This window comes from Thermomonas carbonis (genome assembly GCF_014396975.1).
Lineage (GTDB): Bacteria > Pseudomonadota > Gammaproteobacteria > Xanthomonadales > Xanthomonadaceae > Thermomonas > Thermomonas carbonis.
Map to the genome: position 1 here is coordinate 2,462,101 of NZ_CP060719.1, position 12,287 is coordinate 2,474,387.

12 protein-coding genes are annotated in these 12,287 nt (G+C 63.9%); 8 read left to right on the forward strand and 4 right to left on the reverse strand.

Translation table 11 applies throughout. From position 1 onward, the window contains the following. Positions 1 to 120 precede the first annotated feature (120 nt). The 8 genes from H9L16_RS11400 to H9L16_RS11435 all read left to right on the forward strand — a co-directional run bounded on the left by H9L16_RS11400 (position 121) and on the right by H9L16_RS11435 (position 8,990). Positions 121 to 510: a DapH/DapD/GlmU-related protein gene (locus tag H9L16_RS11400; protein WP_223158139.1), complete on the forward strand. Its 390-nt coding sequence runs from the start codon at positions 121 to 123 to the stop codon at positions 508 to 510. After that, complete coding sequence (locus tag H9L16_RS11405) at positions 507 to 1,370, forward strand: glycosyltransferase family 2 protein (RefSeq protein ID WP_189375893.1); 864 nt, start codon at positions 507 to 509, stop codon at positions 1,368 to 1,370. Before H9L16_RS11400 ends, H9L16_RS11405 begins: the two co-directional genes overlap by 4 nt. Then, positions 1,367 to 2,482: a GDP-mannose 4,6-dehydratase gene (gmd, locus tag H9L16_RS11410; protein ID WP_187551802.1), complete on the forward strand. Its 1,116-nt coding sequence runs from the start codon at positions 1,367 to 1,369 to the stop codon at positions 2,480 to 2,482. The genes H9L16_RS11405 and gmd overlap by 4 nt, the downstream gene beginning before the upstream one ends. A gap of 4 nt (positions 2,483 to 2,486) precedes the next feature. Further along, positions 2,487 to 3,431 (forward strand): GDP-L-fucose synthase, encoded by a 945-nt coding sequence (gene fcl, locus H9L16_RS11415; RefSeq protein ID WP_187551803.1) that lies wholly within the window; start codon positions 2,487 to 2,489, stop codon positions 3,429 to 3,431. A gap of 35 nt (positions 3,432 to 3,466) precedes the next feature. Beyond that, positions 3,467 to 4,684, forward strand: coding sequence for a glycosyltransferase family 4 protein (locus H9L16_RS11420; protein ID WP_187551804.1), 1,218 nt, complete (start codon positions 3,467 to 3,469; stop codon positions 4,682 to 4,684). Positions 4,685 to 4,688: 4 nt separating this feature from the next. Further along, positions 4,689 to 5,699 carry an NAD-dependent epimerase gene (locus H9L16_RS11425; RefSeq protein WP_187551805.1) on the forward strand — a complete coding sequence of 337 codons (1,011 nt, stop codon included), beginning with the start codon at positions 4,689 to 4,691 and terminating at the stop codon, positions 5,697 to 5,699. Positions 5,700 to 5,839: 140 nt separating this feature from the next. Beyond that, positions 5,840 to 6,946, forward strand: coding sequence for a nucleotidyltransferase family protein (locus H9L16_RS11430; RefSeq protein ID WP_187551806.1), 1,107 nt, complete (start codon positions 5,840 to 5,842; stop codon positions 6,944 to 6,946). A 130-nt stretch (positions 6,947 to 7,076) separates the two neighbouring features. Continuing rightward, on the forward strand, positions 7,077 to 8,990 hold the full coding sequence (locus H9L16_RS11435) for an asparagine synthase-related protein (protein WP_187551807.1): 1,914 nt from the start codon (positions 7,077 to 7,079) through the stop codon (positions 8,988 to 8,990). Between the two features lie 16 nt (positions 8,991 to 9,006). On the opposite strand, the gene H9L16_RS11440 is transcribed toward H9L16_RS11435, so the two are convergent. From H9L16_RS11440 to H9L16_RS11455, 4 genes are all read right to left on the reverse strand, one after another. Continuing rightward, a complete protein-coding gene (locus H9L16_RS11440; RefSeq protein WP_187551808.1) occupies positions 9,007 to 10,173 on the reverse strand; it encodes a methyltransferase domain-containing protein in 1,167 nt (388 codons plus the stop codon). Beyond that, positions 10,170 to 11,039 (reverse strand): phosphoenolpyruvate carboxykinase (ATP), encoded by an 870-nt coding sequence (locus H9L16_RS11445; protein ID WP_187551809.1) that lies wholly within the window; start codon positions 11,037 to 11,039, stop codon positions 10,170 to 10,172. Before H9L16_RS11445 ends, H9L16_RS11440 begins: the two co-directional genes overlap by 4 nt. Before the next feature lie 498 nt (positions 11,040 to 11,537). Further along, positions 11,538 to 11,969: a lasso peptide biosynthesis B2 protein gene (locus H9L16_RS11450; protein ID WP_187551810.1), complete on the reverse strand. Its 432-nt coding sequence runs from the start codon at positions 11,967 to 11,969 to the stop codon at positions 11,538 to 11,540. Further along, positions 11,970 to 12,263, reverse strand: a complete 294-nt coding sequence (locus H9L16_RS11455; protein ID WP_187551811.1) for a PqqD family protein — start codon at positions 12,261 to 12,263, stop codon at positions 11,970 to 11,972. Positions 12,264 to 12,287 lie beyond the last annotated feature (24 nt).

Genomic DNA, 12,287 nt, shown 5'->3' on the forward strand with positions numbered 1-12,287 from the left:
GAGTACGTCGGACGCATGCTGTGGGCCTTGGCGACACCCCCGTTCCGCTTCAGTCCGCGCGTGCTGTTTGGATGGCGTCGATTCCTGCTTCGTTGTTTCGGAGCGCAGGTGGGACATGCCGTGCACATCGACCCCACTGCCCGCATCGAGATCCCGTGGAATCTCGACATCGGCCCTGGCGCGGCGATCGGCGCGCATGCCTGGATCTACAGCCTGGGACCCATCCAGATCGGTGCGCGCGCCACCGTTTCGCATCGCGCCCATCTGTGTGCGGGCACCCACGATTACACCGATCCGGCACTGCCCCTGCGGCGAATCGGTTTGACGATTGGCGCGGATGCCTGGGTATGCAGCGATGCCTTCGTCGGCCCTGGCGTCACCGTGGGCGAGGGAGCAGTGGTGGGCGCAGGTGCGGTGGCCACGCGCGATGTCGATCCGTGGACCGTGGTCGCCGGCAACCCGGCGCGTTTCGTGAAGCACCGTGAATTGAAGCAGGAGCAGCCGCGATGATTTCGGTCGTGGTTCTCACATTGAACGAGGCAGCTAATCTGCCGCGATGTCTGGCAAGCATTGCCTGGAGTGACGATGTGGTGGTGCTCGACTCGGGCAGCACCGACGCCACAGTCGAGATTGCGCAGGCGCGCGGTGCGCGGGTCATCACGCGGCCATTCGATTCGTTCGCGGGCCAGCGCAACCATGCGATGGAGCATGCGCAGTTCAAGCATTCCTGGGTGCTCCACCTGGATGCCGACGAAGTCGTGACCGAGGTGCTGCGAGAGGAACTGCTGGCGATCGCGTGCGCGGCATCGACACGGTTCCCGGTCTTTCGCGTGCCCTCAAGGATCATCTTCATGGAGCAGTGGCTGAAACATGCGGGCATGTACCCCGCATACCAGGTGCGTTTCGGACGAGCCGATGCATTGCGATTCATCGACCATGGGCACGGGCAGCGCGAAGTGCAGCCTCCGGAGCAGGTTGGCACGCTGGTGCACCCGCTGGATCACTACAATTTCTCGAAAGGCATCAACGACTGGTTCGCTCGCCACCTGCGTTACGCGGAGCACGAGGCCCGACAGATGCTGGCAGAGCGTGCGCAGCCGTTGCGGATTGGCGACATGCTCAGCATGGACGCCACAATCCGCCGTCGTGGATTGAAGCGCATCGCTGCGCGACTGCCGATGCGCGCGACCTTGCGATTTCTGTACAGCTACGTGCTGCGACGCGGCTTCCTGGACGGGATTGCCGGCCTGCAATACGCGCGCATGCTGGCCATCTACCAGCAATTCATCGATTTCAACATCCAGCAATCAACTGCCAGCCGCGATCATGCCGGCACCGATGCATCGACACGGGAGACACGCAACACATGACCACCAAGCGCGCACTGATCACCGGCATCACCGGCCAGGATGGTGCCTACCTCGCCGAGCTGCTGCTGGCGAAGGGATACGAGGTCCACGGCATCAAGCGCCGCGCGTCGTCGTTCAATACCGACCGCATCGACCATCTCTACCAGGATCCGCACGAGACGGATCGGCGGTTGTTCCTGCATTACGGCGACCTCACCGATGCGACCAACCTGATCCGGATCCTGCAGCAGGTGCAGCCGGACGAGGTGTACAACCTGGGCGCGCAGAGCCACGTGCAGGTGTCGTTCGAGACCCCGGAATACACCGCCAATTCCGACGCGATGGGCACGCTCCGGTTGCTGGAGGCGATCCGCATCCTCGGGCTGGAGAAGAAGACGCGCTTCTACCAGGCATCCACGTCGGAGTTGTACGGCAAGGTGCAGGAGACGCCGCAAAAGGAGACCACGCCGTTCTACCCGCGCTCCCCGTACGGCGTGGCCAAGCTCTACGCGTACTGGATCGTGGTGAACTACCGCGAGTCGTACGGCATGTTTGCCTGCAACGGCATCCTGTTCAACCACGAATCGCCGATCCGCGGCGAGACCTTCGTGACCCGCAAGATCACCCGCGCACTGGCGCGGATTTCGCTGGGCCTGCAGGACTGCCTGTACTTGGGCAACCTCAATGCGCGGCGCGACTGGGGGCATGCGCGGGACTATGTCGAGGCGCAGTGGCTGATGCTGCAGCAGGAAGAGGCCGAGGACTTCGTGATCGCGACCGGCGAGCAGCATTCGGTGCGCGATTTTGTGACGCTGGCAGCGCGGGGACTGGGAATTGAAATGGAGTGGCGTGGGGCAGGCAACGAGGAGGAGGGCTTCATTGCGAGCGTGCCGGAAGGATCGCCACTGTCGCCGGGCCAACGCATCGTGGCAGTGGACAGCCGCTATTTCCGCCCCGCGGAAGTGGAAACGCTGCTGGGCGACCCGACCAAGGCGAAGACCCGGCTCGGCTGGACCCCCAAGACGTCGTTCGCCGAACTTGTGCGGGAAATGGTCGCCGAGGACCTGAGCCTCGCGCAGCGCGATTCGCTGGTCAGCGATGCCGGCTTCCGCACCTATCGCTATAGCGAGTAACGCCATGGAATCCGCATCCAGAATCTACATCGCAGGTCATCGCGGCCTGGTGGGCTCCGCCATCGTGCGGCGTCTGGCCGCCGATGGCGAAAACAACCTGCTGCTGCCTTCGCGCGAGTCGCTCGATCTGACCTCGCAGGCGCAGGTCGAGCGCTTCTTCGAGACGGAGCGGCCGGATCAGGTTTACCTGGCCGCCGCCAAGGTCGGCGGCATCCACGCCAACGACACGTATCCCGCGGAATTCATCCGCGACAACCTGGTCATCCAGACCAACGTGATCCACGCGGCCTGGAAGCACGGCGTGCGCAAGCTCTGTTTCCTGGGCTCGTCCTGCATCTATCCGAAGCTGGCTCCGCAGCCGATGACCGAGGATGCCTTGCTCACCGGTCCGCTGGAACCGACCAACGAGTGGTACGCGATCGCCAAGATCGCCGGCATCAAGCTGTGTCAGGCCTATCGGCGCCAATACGGGTTCGATGCCATTTCGTTGATGCCGACGAACCTGTACGGTCCCGGCGACAATTTCGACCTGCAGAATTCGCACGTCCTGCCGGCGTTGGTGCGGCGCTTCGACGAGGCCAAGCAGCGTGGAGATGCCACTGTGACCATCTGGGGCACCGGGACGCCAAGGCGCGAGTTCCTGCACGTGGACGACCTGGCGGACGCCGCGGTGTTCCTGATGCGCAATTACAGCGACGAAGGCATCGTGAACGTGGGCGTCGGCGAGGATCTGTCGATCATCGACCTGGCCCGACTGGTGGCACGGGTGGTGGGATACACGGGCGAGATCGCGACCGATGCCAGCAAGCCCGACGGGACGCCGCGCAAGTTGCTGGACGTCTCGCGGATCCATGCCATGGGCTGGAACGCCCGGGTCGGGCTGGAGGAGGGCGTGCGTTCGACCTACGACTGGTACCTGGCGCACGCGGCAGACAGGCGCGCGGGTTGACCGCATCGGGGCGACCAATCGACGCGGACAGGTCATTGCGCATCTTCTTCTTCAATCGTTACCTTCCCCCCGACCATTCCGCCACCAGCCAGTTGCTCGGCGACCTGGCCCGGCACCTGGCCGAAGGTGGATCGCAGGTCGTGCTGGTCGGTTCCCGGCAGCGCTACGACGATGCCACGGCCATGTTGCCGAGGAACGAGCGCATCGACGGATTCGACGTGGTGCGGGTGGGCGGTACCCGCTTCGGCCGCGATTCACTGGCCGGCCGCGCGCTGGACTACGCCAGCTATTTCCTGGGGGCCGCTCGCGTGCTGTGGTTCCAGGTCGGGCGTGGCGATACCGTCGTGCTGATGACGGATCCGCCCATGCTCGGGGCGCTGCTCGGGCCGCTGGCACGCTGGCGCGGCGCCCGCTGCGTGAACTGGCTGCAGGACCTGTTCCCGGAAGTGGCGCAAGCCCTGCTGGGTCGTAGCGTTCGGTTGCTTGGGGCGCCTCTGCGATGGCTGCGCGACCAGGGCGTGCGAACTGCCGCCTGCAACGTGGTGATCTGCGAAGGCATGGCGGGCAGGTTGGTCGCGCGCGGCGTGGACCGCAAGCGTCTTGCGATCATCGAGAACTGGACCGACGACAATGCGATCCAGCCGATGCCAGCGCAGGACAATCCGCTGCGGCGGCAGTGGGGCCTGCAGGAGAAATTCGTGGTGGGCCATTCGGGCAACCTCGGTCGCGCGCACGATTGGCGGACGATGCTCGATGCCGCGACCGCACTGCGCGGGCGCGCCGACATCCACTTCGTCATGATCGGCGGTGGCAACGGGCTTGAGGCGTTCGCCGCCGAGGCTGCACAGCGCGGCTTGGAGAACGTCAGCCTGCACCCGTATCAATCACGCGATGCACTGGTGCACAGCCTTTCGGTGCCGGACCTCCACTGGTTGAGCCTGCACCCGGCGCTGGAAGGCTGCATCCTGCCCAGCAAGTTGTACGGCATCCGCGCTGCAGGCAGGGCGGCGTTGTTCATCGGGGCCACCGACGGCGAGGTCGCGACGCGCTTGCGCGACACCGCAACCGGCTTTGCGGTGGCTCCGGGCGATGCGTCCGGCGCCCGTGCCGGCATCGAGCGCCTCGCCGACGACCGCGCGCAGGCGCATGCGATGGGCGCGCGCGCGCGCGCGGACCTGAAACCGCGCACGGCTGCGCTGGCGCTCTGGCGTGGGCTGCTGGATTCCCCCTGGCCGCGGCAACCCCTACCATGACGTCATGACCATTCTCGTAACCGGAACCGCCGGCTTCATCGGCTCGCATGTGGTCCAGCGCCTGCTCGACCGCGGCGATCGCGTGGTCGGTCTCGACAGCCTCAACGACTATTACGATGTCGCGCTGAAGCAGGCGCGGCTGGCGCGCTTCATCGACCACCCGCGCTACACGCATGTGCACGCGGACTTGGCGGATCGTGGCGCGATCGAAGATGTGTTCACCCGCCATTCGCCGCGGCGCGTCGTCAACCTGGCGGCACAGGCCGGGGTCCGCTATGCGGCGGAGAATCCGCACATCTACGTGGCGAGCAACGTGACCGGCTTCCTGCACGTGCTCGAGGGGTGCAGGCAGCACGGCGTCGAACACCTCGTGTACGCCTCCACCAGTTCGGTGTACGGGGCCAACACGGCGATGCCGTTCACCGAGCATGAAGCCGCCGAGCATCCGCTCACCCTGTATGCGGCGACCAAGAAGGCCAACGAGCAGATGGCGCATGCCTATGCGCATCTGTATGGCATCCCGTGCACCGGGCTGCGGTTCTTCACCGTCTATGGTCCGTGGGGGCGCCCCGACATGGCGCTGTTCCTGTTCACCCGCGCGATCTTGGCCGACGAGCCGATCCGGGTCTTCAACCACGGACGCCACAAGCGCAGCTTCACGTATGTGGACGACATCGTCGAGGGCGTGATCCGCACCCTTGACCGCATTCCGGGAAAGGATCCGGCTTGGCGCGGCGAGGCGCCAGATCCTGCGAGCAGCGGCGTTGCGCCCTACCGTCTGTACAACATCGGCAACGAGCAGCCGGTGGAACTGTTGCGCTACATCGAAGTGCTGGAGCAATGCTTGGGCCGCAAGGCCAGGATGGAGATGCTGCCCCTGCAGCCGGGCGATGTGCCCGATACCGAAGCGGACATATCCGACCTCATCGCTGATGTCGGGTACAGCCCGATGGTGCCGGTGGAGGAGGGCGTGGCCAGGTTCGTCGCGTGGTATCGCGATTATTACCAGCCCTGAACGGCAGTCCGTTCAAGCTGGCGTCCTTGCTCATCTGCGGAGTGAATACATGATTCCGGTGATCTTCCCCGATGGCTGCGGCACGCTTGCTTGGCCGATGTCAGGAGAAGCGAATGCCAGGCGGTTCGCTTGCCTCGAGGATGCTTACGGCCGCGTCTGAGCAATCCGCCCGCGCCTGGCTGGCGGCTGCGTTGCGTGATGGCTGCCTGCCGGCGGACGCTGGTCTGCAGGATGTCGGCCAGTTGCTTGACGCCGCAGCCAATGAAGGCGTCGTGGCACTGCTGGAATCTCGCTTGCGCGGTGGGCCCGATTGGGGTGCGTTGCCCGCTGCGTTGCGCGAGGGGCTCGCCGATGGCGCGCGCGCAGCGGCTGCGCAGTGGTTGTTGCGCGAGCGCGAATTGCGCCGGATCGCCGAGGTATTCGCGCACGCGAACATCCGCGTGCTCGTGTTGAAAGGTAGCGCGCTCGCACTCTGGCTGTATCCGCAGCCATACCTGCGGATGGGCGGCGATATCGACCTGCTGTTCGAATCGCGCGGTGAGGCAGAACGTGCTGCGCAGGCACTCAAGGCCTTGGGCTATGCGCTTGCCTTCGCGCCGGCTGAAACCCACTTCGAGATGACCAGTCGTCTGGTGGTCGATGGCGTCATGCGTTCGGAACTCGATCTGCATTACCGCCTGCTGAACTCAGCCGCGTATGCGGACATCTTCGGTTTCGATGAACTGTGGCAGGAAGCAAGCACGCAACAGGCGACGGGCGAGTGGCTGCGGACGCTTGCTCCTTTGCATGCCTGGATTCATGCCTGCCTGAACCGGGCGCTCGACCTGCAAAACCGCATTCCGGATCGGCTCAAACTGCTCTACGACATTCGCCTGTTCGCCGCACGCAGCGGAAGGCCGCAATGGGAAACCCTGTGCGATCTGGCGCAAGCCAAGCACATCGCCGGCCCTTGCCTGCACTCACTGGAAGATGCGATGCAGTGGTTGGATGCGGACGTGCCGACGGATGTGCTCGCACGCATGCGTGGCCTGGCCGAGGTAGAGGCGATCGATTACCGTCGCCTGGGCGATTGGCGGTACATGCAGTGGCAGAATTTGAAGTCGTTGCCTACGTTGTCCGCGCGCATGCAATGGGTGCGTGAGCGCCTGCTGCCGGGCACCCACCAGTTGCGCGAGCTGCATGGCGAAGGCGGGTGGTGGACATTGATGATGCGACGTATCGGTCGTGGTTTGGCGCGGCTGCGCTAGCTGTCGTTTGTTGAGGGCTTTAGTCGATGAAGCGAGTGAAATGAAACCAAGCGTGGAGCAAACGGCGATCGACAGGCACGTTCCTTCAGTATCAGGAGCCTGCTGAGACATGGCGGCAATTGCCGGCGTCTTGCGCCTGGATGGTGCGCCGGTCGCATTGCAGGATGTTGATGCCGTGATGGCGCGGATGGCGCACCGCTCTCCGGATGGCGTTGCCTGTTTCGAGGACGGGAGCTTCGCGCTGGCATATGGCGCGTTGCATACCACTCCCGAATCCCTGCATGAGCACCAGCCGATCGTCCTGGGTGATCGCTGGGTGCTTGCCGTGGATGGCCGCATCGACAACCGCGAGGCCTTGCTCAGGCAATTCGGCATCGACACCGTCGATGCCGGGCACGTCGCCGATGCCGACTTGTTCGCCAAGGCCTGGGTGCGCTGGGGTGGAGAGTTCTGGCGCCATGTGGTCGGTGATTTTGCGCTTGCGGTATGGGATCGGCACGAGCGCCGGTTGAGTGCGATGCGGGACCGGATTGGCCAACGGCCGCTGTACTACGCGCGTTCCGCGCAGGTGCTGGCGTTCGCATCGGAACCGGAGGCGCTGCTGGGCCTGCCCGGTGTTTCGCCGGTGTGCGACGAGGATGGGTTGGCCTATCTGCTCTCCAGTTGCTTCCTGTCCGAAGACCGGGGAGCGACGTTCTACCGTGATGTGCGTCGCGTGCTGCCAGGCGAAACCCTGCAGGCATCGACCTCAGGCCTGCGCCTGACACGCTATTGGTCGATACAGCCTGGTCCGCTCTTGCAGTTGCGTGATCCTCGTGAATATGTGGACGCATTTCGCGAGATATTCGGTGAGGCCGTGCGTTGCCGCCTGCGCACCCTGCATCGCCCGGCATTGATGCTCAGTGGCGGGATCGACTCGGCCAGCGTACTCGCGGCGGCACGCCTGCAGCACGGACAAAGCGGGACGCATGGCTTGTTGCCTATCTCACTGGTCGCCGGCGCGGCACAGGAATGCGAAGAGACCGCAAACATTCTGCACCTGCACGGGCAGGGCGATGGTATCCGCCTGCCGGTCGAGAGTCTTCCGGGCAGTCCCTTGTTCGATGAACTCAGTTCGGTGGTATGGGAACAGGCCCATCCCATCGACAATTCCATCCTGTATGCACGCCTGCTCTGTCTGGTTGCTCGCCAGGCAGGCAGTAACGTGGTGCTTGATGGCGCGGATGGCGACGTTGTGATGCATGGGGAGAATCACCATGCGGCGGATCTGCTTTTGGCTGGACATCCGCTGCGCGGGCTGCGGGAAGCGCGATTGGCCAGCCATGTGAACACTTATCTGCGTGGCCTATCGCCAGCACGCATCCTCGCGCGGGGCGTTGCGGCGCGTCTGCAACCCAGGTGGTTGGCGGCGTGGCGCCATCGCATCCTGGATAGACGGCGTGGCGAGGATGCATTGGGCCCGTGGATGGCCCCGGATTTCACCCGGCGCCTGCGCCTGCGCGAACGGATCCTTGAGATGGCCGCGGAGGATCGCCGGCGGCGAACACATTGCAGTCCCGCCGAGAATCTGGCCTGGACCTACTGGAATCCCGGATTCACTCGCTCACTGGAAGGCACTGATCGCACCGCGGCCGGTTTGGGCTGCGAGGCACGCCACCCCTGGTGTGACCAGCGTGTGGTCGAGTTTTTCCTTGGCCTGCCAGAGGACTACAAGTCACGCGACGGCTGGACCAAATGGATCGCCCGCAGCGCTTACGCTGATGGCCTGGGGGACCGCGTCGCCTGGCACTCGGGCAAGGTGCATTTGGGCTCCCGTCTGAGTCGGCAACTTCTGGATGCGTCACCGCAGCTCGTATCGACCCTGCTTGGCGCTGCGAAGGAACGCTTTGGTGGATTGGTTGATCCTGATGCGTTGTCGGATCTGCACGCTTCCTGGCTTGCCGCCCGCGACGGCGGGGAAGCCTTCGATCAAGACAGCGTGATGCAGCTGGCAACGCTGGCGGCGTGGATGGCGCGCTATGGGTTGCATACGGTCGACGCATGATCAGCAGCGGCGAGATTCAGCCGTGCGCGCTGGAAAGTTTCGCCACCGCCGCCAATGCGCGGTCGAAATCGCGGAACTTGCCCGGGAACCGTCGCAGCATTTCCTGGGCGATGTCGGTCAGTGAACGGTGGCCGTCCATCTGTTCCAGGATGCTGCGTTCAATGAGTCCATCCTCGCTCAATGTCGGGATGTAGTTCGCCGTGGATTTGCGCAGGAGATCGCTCTGTCCCGGCAGCAGCTGGAAGGTGGATTGCCGGAAAGTCGCCTTGCGCTCGCCAGTGCGGGTTTCGATGCGCGTGTCCCAGCGGTAGACCCAGTCGCCTTGCACGCGCTTGACGGCAAGCCGCGTCTGCATCCGATCCCCGGCCTGCGCCAACACCGGTTCCGATAGTGGGAAGAAGCAACGGCCATACACCAACTCCGGCAGCAATGGCGAGTTGGAGAAGCCGAGGCCATCGTCGACGAGGCCGTCGAACCAGACATACAGGCCGTGCAGCATGCCATCGCGTTCCAGGGTCCAGTCCAGTGTCCGGTCCAGGGCGCGTGTTTCCTCATCGGTGTAGTGCACCGTACCCCAATGCGCAGGCGCTGCCAGCAGCCGGCCTGCTGCGATGGGTTCAGGCCTTGCCCGCCAGTAGCGATTGGTCATGTGCGGCAAGGCGGCAGACAGATCCAGTCCGAAGGCATTGTGTCGCCAAGGTGTGTCCACGCGGCGCATTTCTTCCGGGGCCGTAGCCGGCGCTGCATAAAGCAGGTCCCGTTTTGGCAGCAAGCGCCCATCTGGCTTGAGGTGGCGTTTGCGTGCATCGGCGAGTGAGGCGATGTTGCCGGTGAAGAACGGCAAGTTGCCGTGCAGATCGCCGACCACGAGGTCGGCCTTTTCCGGCAAATCGATCTCGGTGGACATGCCGCGGATCCATTCGATCCGCTCCGCGCCGGGAATATTGGCGGCACAGGATTTGCCGATTTCGATACCGACGCTCGGTTCCACCGCGAAGACACGGCGTGCGCCGTACCGGCAGGCGAGGAAGGACATGATGCCGGTGCCGCAACCGATATCCAGCACCACGCTATCCGCGTGGATATGCCGACGCAGGGCCTCGTGCCAAGGCGTGAACCGGGCTTCGTCGCAGATCATCTCGCCGTAAGCGCGGATGCTGTAGCCGTCGTCGTAGTGGCTCATGCCGGGAACGTTGCGATGCGATCAAGGTGTTCCCCAAGCATGTTGACCAAGCGTTCCTGTTGGGCGAACTCGTGCGGATATCGCAACGCGAATGCAGGTGCCGCCTGGGTGATCGCACCGGCCTGTCGCAAATGGCTTACGGTTTGCTCGCGTGCTGTGGGATCAAGTCTGAAGCTGTGTTCCACCAGCGCCATGCATGCCGCCGCACACGTCAGTGGTTCGATGGACATCGCTTCGGTTGCCTGCTGGGGGTCGCTGAGCAAGTACACGGCGAGCAGCCTTTGTGGTGCCAGCAGTTCCGTTGGCAACGGCAGGCCGATCACCCGTTGCTTGCTGCTGTAGTCAGCAACGGGAGTCAGCGATTGGGGAGAGGCGAACACCTGGTCGATGCTGTCCTCATACAGTCGCAGTCCTGGGTAGGCAGGTGTCGCCCACACCTGACCTTCACGCAGTTCCAGCAAGACGCAGTCGTCGCAAAGTGCGGTAAACCCACGCCGATGCAGAAGCCCGGCCAGTGTGGATTTACCCCAGCCGCTTCGCCCGAGAAACAGGACGGCACCCGTGCTGGTCGCCGCCAGACTGGCGTGAACCATGAAATGGCCCAGTTGAGCCAACAGCCGGGGCAAGGCCTGGTCGATCAACAAATGTTCGAGTGTGTTTTCCGCGAGCTCGCCGAGCGCATCCACGCCGATGGTCCGTGCTGCCGGATCCAGGTGGAAATCGCATTGCCCAGGGGCACGAAACAGGTAGCGACTCGAATCGGCCGCTGTTCCAGAATCCAGAAGGGCAACTTGCAGCGAGAGATCACCGTTCTCTTCGCGCCATTCATGCTGCCATGCTTGTGCCGATCTCATGGATCTGGACACGCCCCTACAGTCCAGCACACACAACCTACTGGCTGCATGGAGGAGCTGCGCAGGTACCGGGAGTGCAGGTAGCGGGAAAAAGCACGTCACAACGTGCCCGGCGTACATTCGGGATTGGGTTACGCCGGAGTGATAATCCAAATTACCGGGGTACAAAACGTGCGTAGCAGTGTTTAGCGATTCGTGATGTCGCTTACGTCACTGGCAATGTTTTGAGAACTGATCCGCAGTGTTCATGCCGCTAGAACAAATGAGTGGGTTTCCCGCCCCCTCATTAGTCGGCCCGGTTCCGCCGGCCGTCAACGCCTGCACACTGCCATACAGCTTCAACTGCGGCGTCTCGTAAGGCCTAGCTTGCACCGATCCATCCCTGATTTGCTGCATGTCGAGCCCCCTGATTTCGCCTAGTCCGTACCTTCTGGCACGGATGCAACGCAAGTTTAACCATGGATCGTCGAGAAAGTCCACGGGCCGGCGGTCGACCGGGTCAGCATGCCTTCAACGCGCACCGAAGAAGCTGCGGAACCCGGAGTCGACGGAAAGCAGGCGAGTGCCTTCCAGTTCGACCCATGCATGCGCCGAGAACGGGCCCGGGTCTTCCTTCACACCCAGGTGCAGCTCAGGGCGCAACCCGCGCCATCGCAGCCACCCGTAGACCAACAGGGATTGCCGGAGACACGTGGCGTCCACAAAGCCATGGCGGCCTGCGACATTGACTGACGTGGCCAGGGCGCGCGCCTTGGTGATCTCTGCCGCGGTTGCCTGTCGCGTTTCGGCTTGATGGGTGACCACGTCCACCATGCGCCGGGTACGGCCGTAGCCGAACACCGCCAGTGCGACGTGAACCAGGGTCAAGCCAGCGCCGCATGCGAGCACGCGGGCACGCTCGCGCCCGGACAGCGCCCGCCATCCGACGAGGAGGCGACCCATTTACGCAACCTTGACCAAGCCCGCTTCGGACAGGGTCTGGACGAGTGACAGCAGGTCCTGCTCGATCCGGGACGGTTCGGCAGCGAATTCGTCGCACAAAGCCAAGTGGATCGCGGCGAGGTCTTCGCGCTCCGGCAACAGCTCCCAGATCCGGGTGCCGACCGGATCCAGCCCGAAGTAGCGCTCACTGGCGAGGTCGAGCAGCACTACTTCGTCTCCCACCGCCTGCATAAGCACGTCGTCAGATGCCACGACTTTGCTGGCCAGCGTGACGGACTGGGTGGTTACGGTCATGCTTGAGGTATCGACTAAGGCGGT